At 50.2% G+C, this 21,797-nt stretch carries 20 protein-coding genes and 1 riboswitch; of the genes, 1 reads left to right on the forward strand and 19 read right to left on the reverse strand.

What is annotated here, in order from left to right; all coding sequences use genetic code 11:
- Positions 1-709: 709 nt before the first annotated feature.
- The 4 genes from hcp to udp all read right to left on the reverse strand — a co-directional run bounded on the left by hcp (position 710) and on the right by udp (position 5,098).
- On the reverse strand, positions 710-2,332 hold the full coding sequence (gene hcp / locus DW817_RS01465) for a hydroxylamine reductase (protein WP_035224212.1): 1,623 nt from the start codon (positions 2,330-2,332) through the stop codon (positions 710-712).
- Between the two features lie 159 nt (positions 2,333-2,491).
- Positions 2,492-3,097 carry a hypothetical protein gene (locus DW817_RS01470; protein ID WP_009015868.1) on the reverse strand — a complete coding sequence of 202 codons (606 nt, stop codon included), beginning with the start codon at positions 3,095-3,097 and terminating at the stop codon, positions 2,492-2,494.
- Positions 3,084-4,304: a phosphopentomutase gene (locus tag DW817_RS01475; RefSeq protein WP_120110698.1), complete on the reverse strand. Its 1,221-nt coding sequence runs from the start codon at positions 4,302-4,304 to the stop codon at positions 3,084-3,086. Before DW817_RS01475 ends, DW817_RS01470 begins: the two co-directional genes overlap by 14 nt.
- 5 nt (positions 4,305-4,309) lie before the next feature.
- On the reverse strand, positions 4,310-5,098 hold the full coding sequence (udp, locus tag DW817_RS01480; RefSeq protein ID WP_021736613.1) for a uridine phosphorylase: 789 nt from the start codon (positions 5,096-5,098) through the stop codon (positions 4,310-4,312).
- 232 nt (positions 5,099-5,330) lie between these two features.
- Between udp and DW817_RS01485 the strand changes: the two genes are divergently transcribed.
- Positions 5,331-5,897 (forward strand): ECF transporter S component, encoded by a 567-nt coding sequence (locus DW817_RS01485; RefSeq protein WP_009015871.1) that lies wholly within the window; start codon positions 5,331-5,333, stop codon positions 5,895-5,897.
- 70 nt (positions 5,898-5,967) lie between these two features.
- Here DW817_RS01485 and DW817_RS01490 read toward each other — a convergent pair whose 3' ends face one another.
- The 15 genes from DW817_RS01490 to rlmN form a co-directional block, all read right to left on the reverse strand.
- Positions 5,968-6,552, reverse strand: a complete 585-nt coding sequence (locus tag DW817_RS01490; RefSeq protein WP_009015872.1) for a hydrolase — start codon at positions 6,550-6,552, stop codon at positions 5,968-5,970.
- A 690-nt stretch (positions 6,553-7,242) separates the two neighbouring features.
- Positions 7,243-8,772, reverse strand: a complete 1,530-nt coding sequence (gene rny, locus DW817_RS01495; protein WP_071586257.1) for a ribonuclease Y — start codon at positions 8,770-8,772, stop codon at positions 7,243-7,245.
- A 199-nt stretch (positions 8,773-8,971) separates the two neighbouring features.
- Entirely contained in the window at positions 8,972-9,505 is a 534-nt protein-coding gene (locus tag DW817_RS01500) for a regulatory protein RecX (RefSeq protein ID WP_016459968.1), read from the reverse strand.
- A complete protein-coding gene (gene recA, locus DW817_RS01505; protein ID WP_014128112.1) occupies positions 9,495-10,559 on the reverse strand; it encodes a recombinase RecA in 1,065 nt (354 codons plus the stop codon). Before recA ends, DW817_RS01500 begins: the two co-directional genes overlap by 11 nt.
- 45 nt (positions 10,560-10,604) lie before the next feature.
- Positions 10,605-11,492, reverse strand: coding sequence for an Hsp33 family molecular chaperone HslO (gene hslO / locus DW817_RS01510; protein WP_009015876.1), 888 nt, complete (start codon positions 11,490-11,492; stop codon positions 10,605-10,607).
- Position 11,493: 1 nt separating this feature from the next.
- A complete protein-coding gene (gene ribE / locus DW817_RS01515) occupies positions 11,494-11,955 on the reverse strand; it encodes a 6,7-dimethyl-8-ribityllumazine synthase (protein WP_009015877.1) in 462 nt (153 codons plus the stop codon).
- The gene (locus DW817_RS01520; RefSeq protein WP_009015878.1) at positions 11,952-13,184 is read right to left on the reverse strand and encodes a bifunctional 3,4-dihydroxy-2-butanone-4-phosphate synthase/GTP cyclohydrolase II; all 1,233 of its coding nucleotides are present in this window, start codon (positions 13,182-13,184) and stop codon (positions 11,952-11,954) included. Before DW817_RS01520 ends, ribE begins: the two co-directional genes overlap by 4 nt.
- A gap of 13 nt (positions 13,185-13,197) precedes the next feature.
- A complete protein-coding gene (locus tag DW817_RS01525; protein WP_009015879.1) occupies positions 13,198-13,836 on the reverse strand; it encodes a riboflavin synthase in 639 nt (212 codons plus the stop codon).
- A gap of 3 nt (positions 13,837-13,839) precedes the next feature.
- The gene (ribD, locus tag DW817_RS01530) at positions 13,840-14,940 is read right to left on the reverse strand and encodes a bifunctional diaminohydroxyphosphoribosylaminopyrimidine deaminase/5-amino-6-(5-phosphoribosylamino)uracil reductase RibD (RefSeq protein WP_009015880.1); all 1,101 of its coding nucleotides are present in this window, start codon (positions 14,938-14,940) and stop codon (positions 13,840-13,842) included.
- Between the two features lie 75 nt (positions 14,941-15,015).
- Positions 15,016-15,130: riboswitch (FMN riboswitch) on the reverse strand.
- Positions 15,131-15,220: 90 nt separating this feature from the next.
- Complete coding sequence (locus DW817_RS01535; RefSeq protein ID WP_009015881.1) at positions 15,221-16,552, reverse strand: hypothetical protein; 1,332 nt, start codon at positions 16,550-16,552, stop codon at positions 15,221-15,223.
- 2 nt (positions 16,553-16,554) lie between these two features.
- Positions 16,555-17,196: a ribulose-phosphate 3-epimerase gene (gene rpe, locus DW817_RS01540; protein ID WP_009015882.1), complete on the reverse strand. Its 642-nt coding sequence runs from the start codon at positions 17,194-17,196 to the stop codon at positions 16,555-16,557.
- Positions 17,193-18,080: a ribosome small subunit-dependent GTPase A gene (gene rsgA, locus DW817_RS01545; RefSeq protein ID WP_009015883.1), complete on the reverse strand. Its 888-nt coding sequence runs from the start codon at positions 18,078-18,080 to the stop codon at positions 17,193-17,195. Before rsgA ends, rpe begins: the two co-directional genes overlap by 4 nt.
- The gene (pknB, locus tag DW817_RS01550) at positions 18,077-20,026 is read right to left on the reverse strand and encodes a Stk1 family PASTA domain-containing Ser/Thr kinase (protein WP_009015884.1); all 1,950 of its coding nucleotides are present in this window, start codon (positions 20,024-20,026) and stop codon (positions 18,077-18,079) included. Before pknB ends, rsgA begins: the two co-directional genes overlap by 4 nt.
- Positions 20,011-20,742: a Stp1/IreP family PP2C-type Ser/Thr phosphatase gene (locus DW817_RS01555; RefSeq protein ID WP_009015885.1), complete on the reverse strand. Its 732-nt coding sequence runs from the start codon at positions 20,740-20,742 to the stop codon at positions 20,011-20,013. Before DW817_RS01555 ends, pknB begins: the two co-directional genes overlap by 16 nt.
- Complete coding sequence (gene rlmN / locus DW817_RS01560) at positions 20,739-21,797, reverse strand: 23S rRNA (adenine(2503)-C(2))-methyltransferase RlmN (protein ID WP_009015886.1); 1,059 nt, start codon at positions 21,795-21,797, stop codon at positions 20,739-20,741. The genes DW817_RS01555 and rlmN overlap by 4 nt, the downstream gene beginning before the upstream one ends.

Here is a 21,797-nt window from a genome sequence, read left to right on the forward strand (position 1 = left end):
ATATTCAGTTCTCAAGGTTCGTTCCTCGCTGTCATCCTCATCGGTGACAGCTTATTCAGTTTATCACTTTTCGAACATCTTGTCAACACTTTTTTTCGTTGCTCCTAGAAGTTCTTTTTGTGAGCCTCACCCCTTCGGGAGAGTGCTTGATTATAATAGCACAGATGGGGCTTTTAGGCAAAACTCATATTATCCGTTTTATTTGGAATAATTAGGTTTATTTCGTAAAAATTTCTTCTATACTCTTGATTTTTCATTAATTTCCATCTTTTTACTCTTTATTCTTTGTATTTTGCATTATTGTTTTTTTATGTTCGCTTTATCCCGAACTAATTTTTTTATTCTTTTATTTCCATCCGGTTACATCGAATTTTTTTTCCTTCCTGGCTCCCTGTTTCTTTGGAATTTACTTTTTGAGGATAAGGGAATCGCGTATTATCCTTTCTTTCCCAGCTGTACATAGCAGCCTTTAGATGGGAGCAGAGTTGGCGCTTAGGCATCGATGGACAGGAGGCACAGTCTATTTTCCTGATGGCTTCCAATGATCTTCTCACAGCCCTTACTGTGACTAAGGGTCCCCACTTTCTTTGATCAAGTCTTTCTCGCTGAGGCTTACAGCCTCATAGGAATACTCGATTTTTACCATGAAAAAAAACTCCCATCCAAATGCTAGGTTCAGATAGGAGCTTTCTTCTATTCTTTCTCGATTCTATTTCATCATGAGGGCCAAGTCATCTTCTACATTCGAGATGGTGCCAATGCCAAAGTTTTCAACAAGAACATTAGCAACATTCCTGCTGAGGAAGGCAGGCAGTGTGGGTCCCAGGTGAATATTCTTGACGCCTAGGCTCAGGAGGGCAAGCAGAACGATAACAGCCTTTTGTTCATACCAGGCAATGTTGTAGACAATAGGAAGCTTGTTTACGTCATCGAGGCCAAAGACTTCCTTCAGCTTCAGGGCAATGAGAGCCAAGGAGTAGGAGTCGTTGCATTGACCGGCATCAAGGACGCGGGGAATGCCGCCAATATCGCCGAGTTTCAGTTTATTGTAGCGATATTTTGCGCAGCCAGCCGTGAGGATAACCGTATCTTTCGGCAGTGCCTTGGCAAATTGGGTGTAATAATCGCGGGTCGTATGACGGCCATCACAACCTGCCATGACAATAAATTTCTTGATGGCGCCGTTCTTAACAGCGTCTACGACCTTATCAGCCAGAGCAAGGACCTGATTATGAGCAAATCCGCCGACGATCTTGCCGCTTTCAATCTCTGTCGGGGCACTGCAGGATTTAGCCTGCTCGATGATGGCACTGAAATCTTTCGATCCATCGGCAGCCCCTTCGATATGACGGCAGCCCGGATACTGGGCAGCCCCGGTCGTCCACAGACGCCCCTTGTAGCTGTCTTTCGGAGGTACGATGCAGTTTGTTGTCATCAGGATCGGACCATTGAAGCTTTCGAATTCATCGCGCTGCTTCCACCAAGCATTGCCATAGTTGCCGGCAAAATGCGGATACTTCTTGAAGAAGGGATAGTAATGGCCCGGCAGCATCTCACCATGGGTATAAACATCGACGCCCGTTCCAGCCGTCTGGTCCAGAAGCATTTCCAGGTCCTTCAGATCATGACCGGAAATAAGGATCCCCGGATTGCTGCGGGTACCAAGGTCCACTTCCGTGATTTCTGGCTGCCCGTAAGTATCCGTGTTAGCCGTATCAAGAAGAGCCATGCCCTGAACACCGTATTTACCCGTTTCAAGGGTCAGGGCGACAAGACCATCAACACTAATGTCTTTTTTCTGGATATCGGAAAGGGCACGCTGAATAAAAGCATCAACGTCTTCATCTTCATGATTCAGGACATTTGCATGATGAAGATAAGCAGCAAGACCTTTGAGGCCATAGGTGATGGTTTCCTTAAGAGAACGGATATCTTCATTGGATTCGGAAAGGACGCCGACTTCGGCAGCCTTTGCTGCATAGTCCGTTTCCGGTGCAGACCAGAGGGCCGCTTCAGAAAGCCCGGATACATCCTGCAGCTGTGCACGCAGTTCTGCCGTTTTCTTAAGGGTTTCCGTCACACGGGTGCGGATGGAGACCTCATCAAAGTTGGCATTCGTAATGGTCGTGAAAAGGTTCAGCGTGACCATATGGTTGACATCAATAGCCACGTCCTTTCCCTCTTTACGAAGAGCTGTCGTGACACTGCTCAACCCTTTGGTTGCATAGACCAAAAGATCCTGAAGCGCTGCAACTTCGGGGCGTTTCCCGCAGACACCGCTGACGGTGCAGCCTTTGCACCCTGCTGTTTCCTGGCACTGATAACAAAACATATTCAAATCCTCTCTTTCTGGGCCACAGCCCACTTATTTGAATGGAATGGTTCATCAATTGATGCTTTTATTGTAAGCGGAGAAGCTTCAGGAATCCGTTGTTTCAACAACATAAAGAAAAAACATCCCCACTTTTTTGCAGGGATGTCATGAACGATTTTAGATGAGCGGCAAGCCTTCGAAAGAACGGGCAAAATCGCTCAGGGCATACTGAATTTCCTTTTCCGGTGCAGTGGCAAGGGCTGCATCCTTAGTTTCCGCCTTGCGCAGGAATTTTTTCTTAAATTTTCCATCTTCCTTGCGATAAAGGTAAAAATCAGCAGCGGACAGGGTCCTCACATAGGTTTCAGGGCCATCTTCCCAAAAGGGGAACAGGGCCTCAACATAGTAAGATTCCATCGTATGGACAACCATGACAGCCACGACATCCGCTTCCGTTGCAGCAGTGACCCGTTCGAGATCACCTGCCGTGAGCTCATCGCCGCCTTGGATTAAGGAAAGGAGTCCAGCCCGCCCCTTTTGCAGGATGGTTGGGTCATCTAGGAAGGTATAGGAAACGCGCGGATACGCCTGCCGCACTTGCCGCTGCCATAGGTTCCTTAGGGACGGCGTCACTTTTCCCGTCCCGTCAAAGCAATAAAAAGCAATGACTTTGCGGGACAGAGCGTCTTTCGATGCTGAAGGTGCGGCAAAAGCAAGATTTCCGGCAAGCAAGGCCACAAGGAAAAAAAGAAGTGCCATAAGCGTTTTCTTAGCGTGCCTCATGATCCATCACCTCCTGAAAAGTTCCCCGCTTAAGCGTAAGTCCCAAATGATGGGCAAGGATCTGTCCTCCATCACTGTAGGTTTTCATCGGTGCCAAAGGCCCCGGTTTTACCCCCTTTCCAAAAAAGAGCATCGGAACATGTTCCCGTGTGTGGTCCGAACCTTTGAAAGTGGGATCACAGCCATGATCAGCTGTCACAAGAACGAGGTCGCCAGGGGTTAGGCGGGCTTCAAGTTCAGGGAGACGGCTGTCAATCAGCATCAGTCCTTTCCCGTACCCTTCTGCGTCACGACGGTGCCCATACGAAGAATCAAAATCAACAAAATTCGTGAAAATGAGGCTGCGGTCCCCAGCGTCTTCAAGGGCCTCCAAGGTCGCATCAAAAAGAGCGGATAGACCAGTGGCCTTGTATTGTTTTGTAATTCCACGATGAGCAAAGATATCTGCAATCTTGCCAATGGCATAGGTTCCACCGGCCTCTTCATAGGCCCGGTCCACCAAGGTCTTTTCCGGTGCAGCCACGGCATAGTCATGACGATTGCCGGTCCGGGTAAAGTTCTCCCGTGCCGTTCCCACAAAAGGACGGGCAATGACACGGGCAATATGATAGGGTCTTACCAAGTCAAATGCCTTTTCACAAAGGGTATAGAGCCGTTCGAGGCCAAAGGTCTCTTCATGAGCGGCAATCTGGAGAACACTATCAGCGGAGGTATAGATGATAGGTTTGCCCGTCCTCATATGTTCGCATCCCAGTTCCTTGATGATTTCCGTTCCTGACGCATGTTTTTCCCCCAATACACCGGGCAGGTTGCCTCCAGTAATAAGTCCATCAACGATATCTTTAGGAAAACAATGGGGAACATCGGGGAAATAACCCCAATCAAAATCAACAGGCACACCGGTCAGTTCCCAGTGTCCGCTCAGCGTATCCTTACCGCGGCTGATTTCCTTGGCATATGTATAAGCTCCTTTGATTGGTCCTGTTCCTATGGAATATGGCAAGGGATGACCTGTACTGAGGGTATGGGCATTAACAAGGCCAATACTTGTCAAATGAGGCAGATGAAAAGGAATGGAAGGACAATGCTTTCCGTACCATTCCACAATGTGGCCCAACGTATCGGCCCCGCTGTCGCCAAACGCGGCAGCGTCAGAAGCTGCCCCGATACCAAAGGAATCCATCATCAAGATGATGCAGCGTTTCATGATTCTCACTCCCTTTGCAGCAGTTCCTCAAGTCCTCGCTTAACAATTTTCTGGAAACGCACTTCTGCCCGATGGTAGATTTCAGGCGGAGCGATTTCCTCGCTTTCCGTTCTTTTGGCAACAACGCCGCAGATGCTCGCCGCCTTAAGGCCCAAGGCCTGACTGGTCACAAAAACAGCGGCCGTTTCCATTTCATAGTTGGTCACGCCCAGCTGCTGCCACTCTTTCATGCTCCCTTGGAAGCGCCGCAGGACGTAGCCGGTAAAACTATCATAGCGCTCCTGACCTGGCCAGAAGGTATCACTCGAAACGCAGATGCCCACTTCATAAGGAATATGTTCCATTTCAGCCGCATAGACCAAAAGCTGTGTCAAATCAAGATCAGCGACAGCGGGAAACTCAATAGGGGCATAATGGGTGCTTGTGCCTTCAAGACGGACAGCTCCCTTGATAATGACAACATCGCCCAGATCAAGAGAGTCCTTGATGGATCCTGTCGTTCCTACGCGAATGACCCGCTTAATGCCAAGACGGGCCAGTTCCTCAAGACAAATTGCCGTTGAAGGACCACCCATGCCTGTTGAAATAACAAGAATGGGCTGACTGGCCACTTGAGCCAAATAACTTGTATACTCCCGATGGCTCACGAGCTCCACAGCAGGTCCCATAGCCTCTGCCAATGATTGTACACGTCCAGGGTCACCTGGCAGAAGCGCAATTTTTGCGCCCATGAGCATGTTTTGGGAAAGGTGGGTATGATAGAGGATTTCCTCCGGTCTAGCATAGTAAGCCATAACAGTGCCTCCCTATATTTTCATCCGCCATTGCGGTCATGTTATTCTGTTCATATTATACCACAGCAAAGCGATCTTTTCGTGAATCAAGAGACAGGATTGTCTTGTTTTTTCTTGCCCATATGGAACGAACCGGTACACTTTTTCCTTATTTTTTCTCAAACCGTCCATTACATTTCAATCGCTTTCAACCTATAATGATTCCAATCATGTAATGAGGATGTGACCTTTTATGACCAAAGAACAAGTCCATAAGCTTACCTTGGCGGGTCTTTTTGCCGCCATGGCCTTTGCCTGTTTTTCCTACCTGCGCATTGAGATTCCCATGGGCATGGGTCTTACTGGAAAGATTTACGTGGGCCACGCCTTCATCATGGTTTCTGCCCTCCTCTTAGGCGCCAAATATGGGGCCCTTTCAGGAGCCGTGGGGCTCTTTCTTGCCGATGTCCTTGCGGGCTACACTACATCAGCACCGCCCACGTTCCTTGCAAAGTTTCTTCTGGGATGGGCGGTAGCCGAAGCAGGAAAACATCTATTTTCTGCTAAGCTAAATGCTTCTGCCACCTTGGGACGCGGCGTGCTCTTTGCCTGCCTGGTCGGATCCCTTGTGAACGTCGTGACAGAACCGGTCATCCGTTTTTCCTTCAAATACTTTATCCTTGGCGTTCCTTATGCCGTGAGCTATGCCTCTGCCATCAACTGCGCTGTCAGCATGGCTGTCAGCAACGTTGTTTCCAGTCTTCTTGCCGTAGTGCTCTGTAAGGCCACGGTGCCCATGATGGGATTCAAGAAAGCCTAAGAACAAGTGCATCAAAAAAGACCGATGAAGCAAAGGGACTTATCCCCTTCATCGGTCTTTTTTATTTTTCTTAGGCCTCAGCCTTTTTCATGGCCTCGGCCACAGCAGCTTCACAGCTTCTCATGGCAAGGATGGATTCCTCAAAAAGTTTATTGAGGTCCCAGCCCAGCATGTCAGCGCCTTCCTTAATAACGTCACGGCTGCAGCCCGCAGCAAAATGCTTGTCCTTGAACTTTTTCTTGAGGGATTTCACCTCCATGTCCTGGACACTCTTGGAAGGACGCATGAGAGCCGCAGCCCCAATAAGTCCAGAAAGTTCGTCCACGGCATAAAGGACCTTTTCCATCTCAAGTTCCGGCGCCACATCGCTGCAGCGAGGATAACCATGGCTGACGACAGCGTGGATGAGTTTTTCATCCCAGCCTTTTTTCCTGAGAATCTTGTCTTCTACGCGGCAATGTTCTTCCGGATATTTTTCATAGTCCAGATCATGGAGCAATCCTACAAGCCCCCAAAACTCCTCTTCATCCCCATAGCCCAAGGATTTTGCAAAATACCGCATGCAGCCTTCGACGGTCAGGGCATGCTGCCGATGAAAAGGTTCCTTATTGTATTCCTTGATGAGGTCCCATGCCTCTTGTCTTGTATTTGCCATCGTCTCTGCTCCTTCCTGGAAGTGTGGCTTCCTCACAATTCTACTTACCAGTATAGCACAGAAAGACCGTTTTACAGCCAAAAATGCCATACTGGATTATTGTTTCCTTTGTCCTATGTTCATCATTTTGCGTTCAATCAGAATCCAATCCTACGTTACTTCGTGGCCATGGACCACTACCTTACAGAGTTCATCATTTTGCGTTCAATCAGAATCCAATCCTACAGCTCCTCAATCGTTCAATTCCTCGTTCCTTAACTTTTCATAGTCAACATTAATGGTGCAGCTAAAAGAATTTTACTTATTTTGATGGCTTTCACTTTTAACTAGATGGAAATCGAATGAACAACCAAGATACGAAAATAGGCCATACGGAAAAAACACCGTGCTTTCAAAATACCCCTTAGCCAATAGTCCCACGACAGGACCGGAATTGCAAGAGGCTTAACAGGTGAACGGCATTAAGTAAGCGACCTGATTTACATCACCATGCCTTAAAAGGCTATAAAAATTGCTCCCTTGCCTTTCATATCCACCGCCAAACAATCCGTTTTCAATTCGAATATGTAAGCCCTTTTGTTTCGTTTCCTTGCCTTGGCAAGGCGAATTGACTCCATGAAGTGAATTCAGAGAGAAAAGACCAGACATAGAAAAGCCCGCATCCACAAAGGATGCAGGCTTCTTTTTTCGTTATTTGGCGTAATCGACGGCCCGGGTCTCGCGAACGATGACCACTTTGATCTGGCCAGGGTATTCCATATCCTCTTCGATACGTTTTGCCACATCGTGAGCGAGGATAACGGATGCATCATCATCAACCTTGTCCGGTTTGACCATGATACGGATTTCACGTCCGGCTTGGACAGCATAGCATTTTTCTACGCCATCGAAGGATTCTGCGATTTCTTCAAGCCGCGTCAAACGCTTGAGGTAAGTTTCCAGCGTTTCCCGACGGGCACCTGGACGGGCAGCGGAAATCGCATCCGCAGCCGAGACAAGGACGGCTTGGACAGAACTCGGTTCCACGTCTCCATGATGGCTCATGATGGTATTGATGACAATATCCGATTCATGGTAACGTTTGGCCACTTCTGCACCAAGATCGACATGAGAGCCTTCCACTTCGTGGTCAACAGCCTTGCCAATGTCATGGAGCAAACCAGCCCGTTTGGCTGAATTGACGTCAACGCCTAATTCAGCAGCCATGAGGCCAGCCAAATGCGCTACTTCCGTTGAATGTTTGAGGGCATTTTGACCGTAGCTCGTACGATACTTCATGCGTCCCAAGAGCTTGATCAGTTCAGGATGAAGGCCATGGACACCGGTCTCAAAGGTAGCCTGTTCGCCTGCTTCCTTGATTTTCTGATCCAGCTCCTTCTGAGCTTTTTCTACCATTTCCTCAATGCGGGCCGGATGGATACGACCATCATTGATGAGTTTTTCGAGGGCCACACGGGCCACTTCCCGACGAACAGGATCGAATCCGGAAATGATGACCGCTTCCGGCGTATCGTCGATGATGAGATCAATCCCAGTGAGGGTTTCCAACGTACGGATATTGCGGCCTTCGCGGCCAATGATCCGGCCTTTCATCTCATCGTTGGGGAGAGGAACAACAGTGACCGTCGTTTCAGCAACCTGATCGGCAGCACAGCGCTGGATAGCAAGGGAAATAATTTCCCGTGCCTTGGTCTCAGCTGTATCGCGGGCTTCTTGTTCCATGTCCTTGATGAGTTTGGCCTTATCGTGCTTGACTTCTTCTTGGACACTGTCAAGCAGTTCCTTTTTGGCTTCGTCACTGGTCAGTCCCGAAATTCGTTCGAGTTCCCCTACCTGTTTGGTATAAAGGGCATCGACACGTTCTTGGGATTCGCGCAGACGGTTGCTTTGTTCCAAAAGTTTTTCTTCCTTTTTCTCATAGGCATCCATCTTGCGGTCGACATTTTCTTCCTTTTGGACGAGGCGGCGTTCGCTCTTGGCCAGTTCTGCCCGGCGCTCCTTGTTTTCCCGTTCCATATCAGAACGCATGCGATGGATTTCTTCCTTGGCTTCAACAAGAAGTTCCTTCTTTTTGGCATCACCGGCTTTTTCTGCTTCTGCAACGATTTGGCGTGCCTGTTCTTCTGCTTTGCCGATTTTGGTTTCCGCAATGTTCTTACGTCCAAAATAACCGGCACCAGCACCGAGGACACAGGCAGCAATTACAATAAATACAGTAATGGGATCTATGATAGTACACCTCCTTTTTAGAGAATTTTCCTTCCATTTTTAAGACACAAACAAAGAAGGCAACCCTGAGGTTACCTCTTGACCCAATAATATGGATAGGAATATTTTATAGTATTTTGCAGGGAGTGTCAATCAAATGGCGTCTCCGGTCCCTTTTCCTTCTTGTAGCAGAAAAAGGAAGGGTCCCTATTTAAAAGGATCCTTCCTCTTCTTTATTTGGGATTTCCTCTTCCATCTCATCATAAACAGCAAGTGCCGCATAAAGACAGACCCCTGTAAAGCCACGGCTGGCAAGCTTTCTTGAAAGGGCCGCTTTGCCTTTGCGAGGTTCCGTTTGATATTTTTTTAGAAGCTTAGGAACTTCTTTCCGCGCAAACTCCTCCGCCCGCTCCCGTTCTTCCTCTTCGGAAACACCATCCAGCATATCTTTCACGACAGATGCCGGGATCTGCCGTTTTTCAAGCATGAGCCGAAGGTAATTTCGTCCATAGATGCCTTTTCTTCGCCAAGCATCAACGACATATCCGGCACAGCGAACATCATCAACAAAATGGCGCTCCCTAAGGGCCGCAAGGACCCTGTCCTGAAGCTCTTTATCACAGCCTCTTTCCGCAAGTTTATCCCGCAGTTCAAGGGAACTATGGTCCCGCATGGCAAGTCGGTCCAAGGCAAAATTATAGGCGTCGGCATAGGTGAGGAGCATTTTCTTGGGCTTAGCCCACACTGTCCGGATCTCCCTCCGGTTTTAAGATGTCTTCTGTTTGCGGGGCTGCTTCAAGGGCTGTCAGTCCGGCCGCTTCGCGGATACGATTTTCAATTTCAAAGGCCATTTCTGGGTGGTTCTTAAGAAACTCTTTCGTGTTTTCACGGCCCTGACCAATGCGTTCGTCCCCATAGGAGTACCACGCGCCGCTCTTACCAACGATGTTGTAAAGTACCCCCAAATCAACGAGGCATCCTTCGTGGGAAATCCCTTCTCCATACATGATATCGAATTCGGCCTGTTTGAAGGGAGGAGCTACCTTGTTCTTGACAACTTTGACACGGGTCCGGTTGCCGATGATGTCGTTGCCACTCTTGAGGCTCTCAATACGCCGTACATCCATACGAACCGTCGAATAGAACTTCAGGGCACGGCCACCCGTCGTTGTTTCCGGATTTCCGAACATGACACCCACTTTTTCACGGATCTGGTTGATAAAGACCGTCGCCGTACGGCTCTTGGAAATGATTCCCGTCAGTTTGCGCAGGGCCTGACTCATGAGACGAGCTTGAAGGCCAACGTGGGAATCGCCCATATCTCCCTCAATTTCCGCTTTTGGAACAAGGGCAGCAACGGAGTCGATGACAATGATGTCAATAGCGCCGCTGCGGACCAGGGCATCGCAAATTTCAAGGGCTTGTTCGCCCGTATCAGGCTGGGAAATCAAGAGGTTATCGATATCAACACCGAGATGGCGGGCATATTCCGGATCAAGGGCATGTTCAGCATCGATGAAGGCAGCGTAGCCTCCCCGTTTTTGCGCCTCAGCAATCATATGAAGGGCGACCGTCGTCTTACCAGAAGACTCTGGTCCATAGATTTCAATGATACGGCCACGGGGAATCCCGCCTACACCAAGGGCAATATCAAGGGACAACGCTCCTGTGGGAATGGTTTCAATATTCATCTTGGCACTGGCTGCCCCCAATTTCATGATGGAGCCTTTGCCAAAGTCCTTTTCAATTTGTTTGACTGCCGCGTCAAGGGCTTTGCCCTTTTCCGTTTCCATGCTCATTCCTTCATCTCCTTGTCAGTAATTACACATTCTATTATACAAACATTAGTTTGCGTCGTCAAGTTTTGCGTGTTTCCGGGGAAGAGCCTTCAGCTCTTCCGGCGTAAAGAGATATTTTTTACCACAGTAATGGCAGCGGACTTCGGTCTGGGGATCATCCAGCATGGAAGAAAACTCTGCTTCCGGCAGTCCTTCCAGCATGTGGGCGACCTTATCCCGACTGCAGCTGCAGTGAAAGGAAACAGGATGACAGTCAAGGATTTCCACGGCCATACCTTTTCCGATAAGCCGGATCATGTCTTCCGGACTGTGGCCAGAACGAAGCAGTTCTGTCACGTATGGCAAGGTAATGCAGTTATTTTCAAGCGTTTCGAGGAACTCATCGCTCGCGCCGGGAAGAGGCTGAACAAAATAACCTCCTGAAACGGCAATGGAGCCATCTTTATCGACAAGGACACCCAAAGCCACGACAGAAGGGGTCTGTTCCGAATCAAAGAGATACTTTGTCAGGTCTTCGGCAATCTCGCCGCTCTTTAAAAGGGCATAGCCGTTGAAGGGCATGCCCTTTTCCGGGCAGCGCGTCACAATAACGACGCCTTCATGACCTACACCGCCGCCAACATCAAGTTTGCCCTTTTTAAGGGGCAGCATGACTTCTGGATGTTCCACAAAGCCGCGAACCGTATAATTTGTGGCATCGGCCATGACCTCACCCAAGGGTCCATTGCCCTTGAAGCGGATGGTCACGCCTTCACCGTCCTTCATCGTGGCTGCAAGCAGCAGTGCGCCAGCTGCCGTGCGGCCCAGAGCGGCTGCGGCGACAGGACTCAGTCCGTGGATTTTATTCATATATTGTGTCAGGTGGGTTGTCGTCACGGCATAGACCCGGGCATCCCCGACAGTCGCCCGAATCAGGACATCTTCCTGGGTCATTTTAGAGCTGCCTCATAAGATTGATCATTTCAATCATGGATGCGGCCGTATCAGAGCCCTTGTTGCCGGCTTTGGTGCCAGCCCGTTCAACGGCTTGTTCGATATTTTCCGTGGTCAGGACGCCAAATCCGCAGGGAACACCCGTTTCCATATTGACAAGGGCAATTCCTTTGGAAACTTCATTGCAGACATAATCATAGTGACTTGTTGCGCCGCGGATAACAGCACCAAGGCAGATGATTCCATCATATTTACCGCTTTGGGCCATTTTCTTTGCGACCAGGGGAATCTCAAAAGCACCGGGCACCCAGGCAACCGTGATATCTTCCTCACGGGCCCCATGACGGACAAGGGTATCTTCTGCACCGGAAAGGAGCTTACTCGTAATGAATTCGTTGAAACGAGCGACGACAATCCCGAATTTGAGGCCTTGAGCCAGCAGTTTTCCTTCTACAATGTTCATTTCTTTTCTACCTCCACATCTTTTTCATGAAGCACATGGCCCATACGAACCTGCTTAGTGACCATATATTTATGATTGTAACAATTATCTTCCATAATGATTGGCACCGTTTCCGTAATGGTAATGCCGTACCCGGAAAGGCCGGCCCGTTTGGCGGGGTTATTCGTCATAAGACGGATGCTCGTCAGTCCCAGGTCGGAAAGGATCTGTGCACCGATACCATAGTCACGCTGATCCGGTTTAAAGCCCAGTTTTACATTGGCATCAACCGTATCAAGTCCCTGATCCTGCAAGGCATAGGCCCGGAGTTTATTGGCAAGCCCGATGCCTCGGCCTTCCTGACGCATATAAAGAACGACACCGCAGCCTTCTTTTTCAATCATGCGCAGAGCCGTACCCAGCTGGTCGCCGCAATCACAGCGCATGGAGCCCAAGGCATCCCCCGTAAGGCATTCGGAGTGGACACGGACAAGAACGTTCTTTTTGCCGGCCACATCGCCCTTGATAACAGCAACATGACACAGATCATCCAAATCGTTTTCGTAGCCAATGGCCCGGAAACTTCCGTACTTACTAGGCAGGGCGACATCTGCAATCCGGTGGACCATCTTTTCATTCTTTTTGCGATAGGCTACCAGATCAGCCACCGTGATGAACGTAAGGCCAAATCTTTCAGCAAAACGGGCCAGTTCTGGCGTACGGGCCATGGTTCCATCTTCGCTCATGATTTCGCAGCAGATTCCGGCTGGGGTAAGACCGGCAAGGCGGCACAGGTCCGTCGTGGTTTCTGTGTGCCCCGTACGGCGCATGACGCCGCCAATGACACTGCGCAGGGGGAAGACATGGCCAGGGCGTCGGAAGTCAGCCGGCAGGGCCTTAGGATCGGTTAATTTCTTGATGGTATAGGCCCGTTCTGCAGCCGAAATTCCTGTCGTGGTATCGACATGATCAATGGAAACCGTAAAGGCCGTTTCATGATTATCCGTGTTGTTGGCCACCATAGGTTCCAGTTGGAGGCGATCCAAAATCTTCCCGTCACAGGGGGCACAGATGAGGCCCTTGGCGTGGGTCGCCATGAAGTTGATGGCTTCCGGCGTCACAAAGTCAGCAGCCATGATCAGATCACCTTCATTTTCACGGTCTGGATCATCGGTCACAAGAACCATTTTACCGGCTTTGATGTCGGCAATGGCTTGTTCGATGGTCCCAAATTGATATTCTTTTTCCATATCCTTCATCTCCTTAGAGGAATCCATTTTCAAGAAGGGATGCCTTTGTAAGGCCCCCATCTAATTTATGATTAATGAGTTTTTCCACATATTTTCCGAGGATGTCCGTTTCCAGGTTCACCGCGTCACCAACCTTCTTTTTCCCCAAGGTCGTATCCTTAACAGTCAAAGGGATCAGGGACACGGAAAAGGCAGTTTCCGTCACATCCGTTAGCGTAAGACTGATGCCGTCAATGGCAATGGAGCCTTTTTTCACCATATAATGCAGGAGCTCCTTAGGTGCCGTTATGGTTGTCACCTTAGCAATCCCTTCAGGTACAATACGAGAAATTGTACCGACTCCGTCCACGTGGCCGAGAACCAGGTGTCCATCAAGGCCGGCTCCCAGTTTCAGGGTCTGTTCAAGATTGATGGGATCGCCTTTCTTTAACAAACCAATGGTCGTATGGCGGACCGTTTCAGGCATGACATCTACAGTAAAGCAGTGGGCATCAAAATGGGTCACTGTCAGGCAAGCCCCATTGCAGCATACACTTTCACCAACAAAAAGGGTCAGCGGAATCTTTTTTGCTTCAATGGTCAGACGATAAGAACTGCCTTCCCGACGAAGGGCATCCACACGACCCATTTCAGCAATCAGACCGGTAAACATCTGTCACACCCCCTTACGGGTAAGGCCCGTAACCAAAAGATCAGGTTCAAGGGGCAAAGTGGTCACTTCCTGAAGCGTCACTTTCTGCTCCATCGTGCTCGCGCCTTGACCGCCAATGGCAGGACGGCTTTTATTCCCGCCAATGAGGCTCGGTGCAATGAAAGCATAGACCCGTTCAACCAAGCCTGCATCAAAGAAAGCTCCATGGATATCGCTGCCTCCTTCGACAAGGACGCTGGTCACATCTTTTTTGGCAAGTTGCTGCAGGAGGTCAGAAAGATCCACATGCCCGTCCCTTTCCGCAGCCGTGAGGACCGAAACACCCGGCAGGTCAGCAAAGGCCCTGACCTTTTCCTGAAGGGCCTGCGGCGTGACGACAAGAAGCGTGTCTGCCGCCCCATCCGTAAAGACCTTACGTTCCAAGGGAAGGGACGCCTTGCTGTCAAGGATGATACGCAGGGGATTTTTTCCTTCCACGAGACGTACGGTAAGGGATGGATCATCCTGGGCCACGGTTTCTCGGCCCACCAGGATGGCGTCGTACCAGCTGCGCAGGCGATGCGCATACGTTCTTGCCTTGACCCCGGTAATCCACTTGGAATCGCCAGAAACCGTAGCAATCTTGCCATCAAGGGTCATGGCGTACTTTAGAGCCACAAACGGACGGCCCGTCTTCATATAATGCATGAAGATCTCGTTTTGCCTGTAGGCTTTGTCTGCAAGGACACCGCTTACGACCTCAACACCTGCTTCTTCAAGGCGGCGAAAGCCGCGCCCCGATACACGGGGATTGGGGTCTGTGGCCGCGGCAACAACTTTTTTGATACCGGCCTTGATCAAGGCCTCACAACAGGGACCCGTCCTGCCATAGTGGGAACAGGGCTCCAAAGTCACATAAGCCGTAGCGCCTGCAGTCTTCTCGCCTGCGTCGTCCATGGCATTGATTTCGGCATGGGGCTCACCGGCCTTGTGATGATACCCTTTTCCCACCACGTGTCCATCAGGACTTACGATGACACATCCGACGAGCGGATTGGGACTTGTCGCCCCGCGGGCCTTTTCAGCAAGATCCAGGGCCATCTGCATATATTCCTCATCAGTCAAATTTGTTCACCTTCCTTAAAAAAGGCCATGCCTTCTCCTCGGGGAGATAGCACGGCCTTTACGGTTCTGTGGCTACACTGTCTTTTCTCATCCAGACTCTACTGTCGGTATTGGAATCTCACCAATTCATGCCCGAAGGCTCGCGGACTGTACCGCCGGTTGGGAATCTCACCCTGCCCCAAAGACAATTCCTATGAAATTGCGTCCTTATTATAACACAAGTCCCGACGCAAGAAAAGGGGGGCCGGAGAGGCAATGTGCCTCCGGTCCCCCGCTCCCATCAGGAAAACAAGCTGATCTTGGTGCGTGTTCCATTTTCTGATACATAATAGAGATCGCCCATGTGAAGCTTTCCATCCAGAAGCTCAAACTGAGGCGCCACAATATCGCCGGATACGGATTTAATGGTCACATCATCAAACTTCAGCCGCTTATATTGATTGGAAAAAGCGCCACTGATTGAATCAAACTTTACAAGGGCATAGATTCCCTTGCCTGAAGTGAAGGTCCCATAGGTCACCGTGGACCGATTGTCCCCGTTGCAGCTCATGGTCAGATCCAGCTGGACCAGGGTCCTGAAGAAGGGAACCCCAGCGGCATCTTCACTATGAAGGTCGTGACCTTTGACATAGACATCATAGGCCTTGGTATCGATATTAAAACCGCCCGAGGCATCACAGGTGCCCCCAAAAACGTCAGCCGTCACGTTTTGGGCTCCAATATAACCGTCCTTGTACTTGAAATCGCCTCTTACATTGGTAAATTTAAGACCGGGCAAGTTCAGATTCTTCATATACAGCTGACCGATAATGATGGGTTCAGGCAATTTCCCTGTGACGGCTGCACTGGCCGTCACAGTTTCATGGATGTTGAGTCCAGTCCCCAGACTCGACGGATTGAGTTCACGGATGCCAAGATTGAGGTCATAAGTCGATACGGCAGGTTTCAAATCCACCGATCCTTGAATATCGACACCGCCCCCTTCCAGGGTTCCGCCCAGTTCCCCCGTGGAAAAGTCAATATCGATGCGGTCCTTGCTGTCATAATGGATGGCTGCATTGACATCCTTGAAGGTATGGACACGTTCCTTATAATATGCGGTAACCCTACAATGATTAAGGATGAGGTCCACATCAAGATTCTTTACTTTGACATCAAAATTCGGTTTCTTTTTTCCCTTTCCCTTTTTTTCTTTCTTCGGTTCCACCATATGGAAGCCGCGTATATGCATCTTATTGTCAAAGGAGAGCTCGATGCTGGCTCCGTTCAGTTCTACATTTGTGATGGTCGATGTCGAAGGACGGCGCATGATCAGATCCAAGGGTTTTACATGGAAATGACCATCAGGAACCGTTACTTTCGTACCGCTTTCATCCAAGGTCCAGACAAGATCCTCAAAGTGAACATGACCCAAAGGGGTTGCCGTAAGGCGCCCTACGGTAATGGTGCCTTCCAAGAAGTGCTGACGGGCGGCAATCATATTAAAGATGGCAGCCGCCTGGAGACTCAAGGCGTAAGCCACGGCAAAAAGGCCCACGATAACAGCAAAGACAATCCCGAGCGTATACTTGACCTTCCTTTTATGGCAGGACCAAAATTCGTGTCTATTCATGATTAGCGCAGATAACTAATTGCCTTTTTCATGTCAGGGGAGCCAAAAATATAGGACCCAGCAACAAGGACATCCGCGCCAGCCTCCCGCACAGCCTTGCCGGTTTCCTTATTGATTCCCCCATCCACTTCAATCAGGGTCTTATAACCGCCTTGTTTGATGCGTTCTTTCAAGCGGTGAATCTTATCAATGCTCGTTTCAATGAACTTCTGTCCTCCAAAACCAGGATTCACGGACATAATAAGAACCATATCCGCATAAGGGAGGACTTCTTCCACAAGGCAAAGAGGAGAAGCAGGGTTCAGGGCGACACCAGCCTTGATGCCCTTGCCATGAATGGCTTCCAGGACACGATGAAGGTGTTTCGTTGCTTCGGTGTGGATGACAATCATGTCAGCGCCAGCAGCTGCAAAAGCATCCACATAATTTTCCGGCTGTTCCACCATGAGATGACAGTCAAAGAACATATCGGTCTTCTTACGCAGACATTTTACTACAGGCGCTCCAAAGGTCAGGTTGGGTACAAAGCGTCCGTCCATGACGTCAATATGGACCCAGTCGGCACCGGCCGCCTTGATGCGGGCCGTTTCGTCGGCAAGACAGGAAAAATCAGACGATAGGATGGAAGGTGCTACAAGCGTCATCGTTTTTTACCTCTTTTCTTTTGTTCCGCCAATTCCTGACGGATCATGATACTGGAATCATACCGACTTTGGGCAATCTTTCCTTCTTGAAGTGCGGCTTTGACGGCACAATCCGGTTCATGGGTGTGAGTGCAGCCCGTAAAGCGGCACTGTCCTGCATAAGGGGCCAATTCGCGAAAACCCGCTTCGACAGAAGGCAATTCTAATTCTCGCAGGTCAATATTGCCAAAACCCGGCGTATCGACAATGAAGCCCCCTGCAAAAGGAAGAAGCTGCGCAAAACGCGTTGTGTGACGGCCTCGGCCAATCTTTTCACTGACGGCGCCTGTTTCAAGCGTCAAAGACGGGTCCAAATGGTTGAGGAGGGTCGACTTTCCTGCCCCGGAAGGGCCGCCGAAAGCCGATGTGAGACCGGTCATCTTTGCTCGAATGGGGTCAAGACCCTTTCCCTTTCGAGCTTCGACAAAATAGACAGGATAGCCTAACGGTTCATAGATGGCTCGTATCTGTTCAAGAAAGCCTTCCGCTGCCAGATCACACTTATTGATAACAAGGGCGGCAGGGATGTCATAGGCTTCAGCCAGGGCCAGGAGCTTATCAATGAGAAGGAAACTTGGGGCAGGATCTTTAGCAGCAAAGACGGCAAAAAGCCAATCCAGGTTTGCAACCAAGGGGCGCTGAAGGAGGTTCCTGCGCGGCAGGATAGTTTCAATCATGCCTTCTTCGCCCCTTGTCTCCAAGGTCACCCAGTCTCCGGCGGCAAGAAGGAAGCGAGCTTTTTTGAGCCGCCCCCGAACCTTTGCGGTATAAGTAACACCGTCACGCCCCAGGACGTAATAGTATCCGTTATAGGTCTTGATGATTCTGCCTGTAATCTCACTCAAAGGGAACGATCCTCCACTAGCGCGCCATTGACATAGAACTGGACACTGGCATCCTGTCCCAACGTTACGGTTTCCCTAAGGCGGGTTCCTGGCGCAGCGGACCCCGAATAAAGGACGCGGGAACTTGTGGCATCACTGGCCACGATTTTCACCTGTTTGGCACTGCCGCTGCCAGGAACCGTAAAGGAAACGGTATAGGTCTTTGCGGCTTGGGAAGGAGTCCCACTAGTTTCCTTCTGTTTCTTTTCTTCTTTTTTACCGCCGGAAACAATGAGAGTAACCACACTGCCTTCGGAAAGAACTTTGCCAAATTCCGGTTCAGCTCCTATGACGGTACCCTTAGGGGCGCTGTCTTCCTTGGTCGTGACACTGCCTACCATAAGGCCCATGGAAGACAGCCGTTCCCGGGCATCCGAAAGGGTAAGGCCCTTAAGGTCCGGTACGACGCTCTGTCCCTTGGAGATATTGACCACCAAGTCCACTTTGGTTCCAGCAGCCACTTTCTTCCCGGCTTCGATATCCTGACTGAGTACGGCTCCTTGAGCAGCCCCCTCCTTGTATTGAACGGTCACTTTCCCAACAGCAAGCTTTGCTGCATGGAGCATTTCGGTTGCCTCGGCCAGGTTCTTGCCTTTTAGGTCGGGAACCACACCAGGTTCAGCTCCCTTGCTGACCGTCAGCTGGATCTTCCGGCCAGCTTTGACATGGCTTCCAGCACCAGGGCTCTGTTTGATGACTGTTCCGGTTGGCACCTTGGCATCAAATTCTTCCTTCAAGGTAAAATCAAGGTTATTGTCCTTAAGGATGGCTTCCGCTTCCACAAGGGTCTTTCCCTTGACGTCCGGCACGGCAATATCCCCGCTGGAATATCCGACAAGGCCATAAATAAGGGCCGACAGCAGAAAGATGGCGCCAATGAAAAGGCCCAGCATCTTCTTGGTTTTATTCTTCTTGGGCGGCTCCTTTTCACCCGCGGCAGCTCCGTTGTCTGGATTTTCATCCCGCAGCGGCGTTTTATGCAAAAGGCCGTCCCCCATTTCCTCGCTGCGAATAATGATGGTTTCGTCACTCACCCCTTTATGGTGAGGGGAAAGCGATTCTTCCGCAGCCGTTTCCGCCTTACGCAGACGCGTCTCCACGCGGCGAAGGTCACTTAGGAAATCATCATCCGTCTTATAGCGAAGCAGGGGATTTTTGGCAAGGGCCTTGGTTACAATAGCGTCTAGGTCATAGGGAATTTCCGGGTCATAGCGACGGGCCGAGGGCGTCGGTGAAGTCAGGTGCTGCCGCGCCACTTCAGCCGGCGTATCCCCGTCATAGGGAAGCTGCCCGGTAAGCATCTCAAAAAGGACGACGCCAAGGGAATAAAGATCTGACTGAGCCGTTACCGGTTTTCCTGCGGCCTGTTCCGGCGATAGATAATAGACGGAACCAATGACGCCCCGTTCTTCGGACTCTGAGGGCTGCCCAAAGGCACGGGCAATCCCAAAGTCAGTAATCTTGGCGACCCCTTTCGTATCAATGAGGATATTCTGGCTCTTGACGTCACAATGAACGATGGCATGGTCATGGGCCTGCTTCAGGGCTGATGCAATGCCAATGGCATATTTGACAGCCGTTTGGTAATCAAGGGCACCGCTATCGGTAATGACTTCCTTGAGGGTCCTGCCTACGACATATTCCATAACGATGTAGTTGATGTCGTGTTCACTGCCAAAATCATAGATATTGACAATATTGGGGTGAGAAAGACCGGCTGCATTGCAGGCTTCCTGCCGGAAACGAGCGACAAAGTCCTTGTCCTGAATGAACTGATCCCGCAGGATCTTGATGCCCACGTCACGATGAAGAACCGTATCATATCCATGGAACACTTCGGCCATACCGCCGCCGCCCACTTTATCAATGATTTCATAACGATGATTGAGGGTTATTCTTTCTTCCATTCCGCAGCCTCCAGATCAATGATGATAAAGGAAATATTATCGTCACCGCCGGCCGTCATGGCCCCATTCATAAGGCCATCAGCCAGCCGGTCAAGATTCCGGTCTCCCATGATCCGTTCAATCTCGGCTTCGGAAATCATATTGGTGAGTCCATCGGAACACAGGAGCAGCTTCTGGGCACTGCCCAAGAGGATTTCAAAGGTATCGACAGCCACAGTTGGCTCCACCCCCACAGCACGGGTAATGACGTGCTTCTGGGAAGAGGTCCGTGCCTCCTCAGCCGTAATTTTCTTATGGCGCAGGAGTTCTGCCACATAGCTGTGGTCGCTCGTGACCTGCCGGAGCAGTCCCTCTCCATAAAGATAGATTCGGCTGTCTCCTACATGGGCCACATAGGCCGTTTCCCGGTTCGGCAGGTAAAGGGCCGTCAAGGTAGTCCCCATACCGGAAAGTGCTTTTTTTTCACTGGCAAGGTCGAAAATCTTTTTATTGATCCGAATGATTGCCGTTTCCAGGGAGGAAAGAATGTTTGTACGGTCCACCTGGGAAAGATCGAGGCTTTCCAAAAGATGGACGGCCTCATAACTTGCTACTTCCCCGGCATCGGCCCCACCCATGCCATCGGCAATGGCAAAAAGGTCTGGTTCCCGGACAAGGACACTGTCCTCATTGTTATGACGCACAAGACCGCGATTGGTCCGGCTGACTGCAATCATGCTTGTTCCTCCTTCAACTGGCTGGCCCGGAGCTGTCCACAGGCGGCATTGATATCCTTGCCCATTTCCTTCCGGACCGTCACATTGATATGACGCTTCTTGAGGTACTGGAAAAAGCGGTCCACATCCCGGTCTTCTGGGCGTCTAAAGCCTTTTTCCGGGACGGGATTGGCCGGAATGAGATTGACAACGCATTCCTTGCCCGAAAGGGCCTCAGCAAGAGCCCGGGCGTCTTCCTCACGATCATTGATACCCGCAAGGAGGATATATTCATACATGACCTGACGGCCATTCATCTTTTCATAACGGCTGGCTGCGTCAATCACCTCAGGAAAAGGATACTTCCCGTTGATAGGCATAAGGCGGTCCCTCAAAGCGCCAGTTGCCGCATGGAGGGAAACCGCAAGATTGATGGTCCGTCCCTGCCGCGTCATTTCTTCAATGCCGGGAACAATACCGCAGGTCGAAATCGTCATATTGCGGTAGCTGATGCATTGTCCCTTGTCATGATGCATCAAGTCAAGAGCAGCCAACACATTGTCAAGGTTCAGCATGGGCTCTCCGCTCCCCATGATGACGATACGGCTGACACGTTCTCCCTTGGGGAGGAGAACATGATCGAAATAGTAAAGCTGGGCGAGGATTTCTCCAGCCGTAAGATTACGCATGAAACCATGAAGACCGCTGGCGCAGAAGGTACAGTTCATGGCGCAGCCCACTTGACTGGAAAGACACGCGCTGTAACCATAGTCATGATGCATAAGGACCGTCTCGACCGACGCCCCGTCAGAAAGACCAAGAAGGACCTTGTGAGTGAGCCTGTCCGCAGAATCATACGTGCGAAGAACTTTCACCGCGCCGGAAAGGATGCTATAGGTTCCTTCAAGAAGGGACCGATTCTCCTTGGAAAGGTTCGTCATTTCTTCAAAGGTCGTCGCCCCTTTTTCATAGATCCAACGGAAAACTTGCTCCGCCCGAAACTTCTTGAGTCCTAAAGCAAGGAATTCATCCTGCATCTGCTCAAGGGTAAGGCCCAAGATTTCTTTTTTTGTCAT

This window comes from Acidaminococcus sp. AM33-14BH, from assembly GCF_003603525.1.
GTDB classification, from domain to species: Bacteria; Bacillota; Negativicutes; order Acidaminococcales; family Acidaminococcaceae; genus Acidaminococcus; species Acidaminococcus intestini.

Coding starts and splice junctions, on each gene's coding strand:
- DW817_RS01525 (WP_009015879.1), bottom strand. CDS start 13,836: ATGTTTACCGGTCTGATTGCTGAAATGGGTCGTGTGGATGCCCTTCGT.
- rpe (WP_009015882.1), bottom strand. CDS start 17,196: ATGACGCTTGTAGCACCTTCCATCCTATCGTCTGATTTTTCCTGTCTT.
- udp (WP_021736613.1), bottom strand. CDS start 5,098: ATGGCTTACTATGCTAGACCGGAGGAAATCCTCTATCATACCCACCTT.
- hcp (WP_035224212.1), bottom strand. CDS start 2,332: ATGTTTTGTTATCAGTGCCAGGAAACAGCAGGGTGCAAAGGCTGCACC.
- DW817_RS01535 (WP_009015881.1), bottom strand. CDS start 16,552: ATGAATAGACACGAATTTTGGTCCTGCCATAAAAGGAAGGTCAAGTAT.
- DW817_RS01475 (WP_120110698.1), bottom strand. CDS start 4,304: ATGAAACGCTGCATCATCTTGATGATGGATTCCTTTGGTATCGGGGCA.
- DW817_RS01555 (WP_009015885.1), bottom strand. CDS start 20,742: ATGATTGCAGTCAGCCGGACCAATCGCGGTCTTGTGCGTCATAACAAT.
- DW817_RS01470 (WP_009015868.1), bottom strand. CDS start 3,097: ATGAGGCACGCTAAGAAAACGCTTATGGCACTTCTTTTTTTCCTTGTG.
- ribE (WP_009015877.1), bottom strand. CDS start 11,955: ATGAACATTGTAGAAGGAAAACTGCTGGCTCAAGGCCTCAAATTCGGG.
- rlmN (WP_009015886.1), bottom strand. CDS start 21,797: ATGACAAAAAAAGAAATCTTGGGCCTTACCCTTGAGCAGATGCAGGAT.
- recA (WP_014128112.1), bottom strand. CDS start 10,559: ATGAGCATGGAAACGGAAAAGGGCAAAGCCCTTGACGCGGCAGTCAAA.
- hslO (WP_009015876.1), bottom strand. CDS start 11,492: ATGACCCAGGAAGATGTCCTGATTCGGGCGACTGTCGGGGATGCCCGG.
- DW817_RS01485 (WP_009015871.1), top strand. CDS start 5,331: ATGACCAAAGAACAAGTCCATAAGCTTACCTTGGCGGGTCTTTTTGCC.
- DW817_RS01490 (WP_009015872.1), bottom strand. CDS start 6,552: ATGGCAAATACAAGACAAGAGGCATGGGACCTCATCAAGGAATACAAT.
- DW817_RS01520 (WP_009015878.1), bottom strand. CDS start 13,184: ATGGAAAAAGAATATCAATTTGGGACCATCGAACAAGCCATTGCCGAC.
- pknB (WP_009015884.1), bottom strand. CDS start 20,026: ATGGAAGAAAGAATAACCCTCAATCATCGTTATGAAATCATTGATAAA.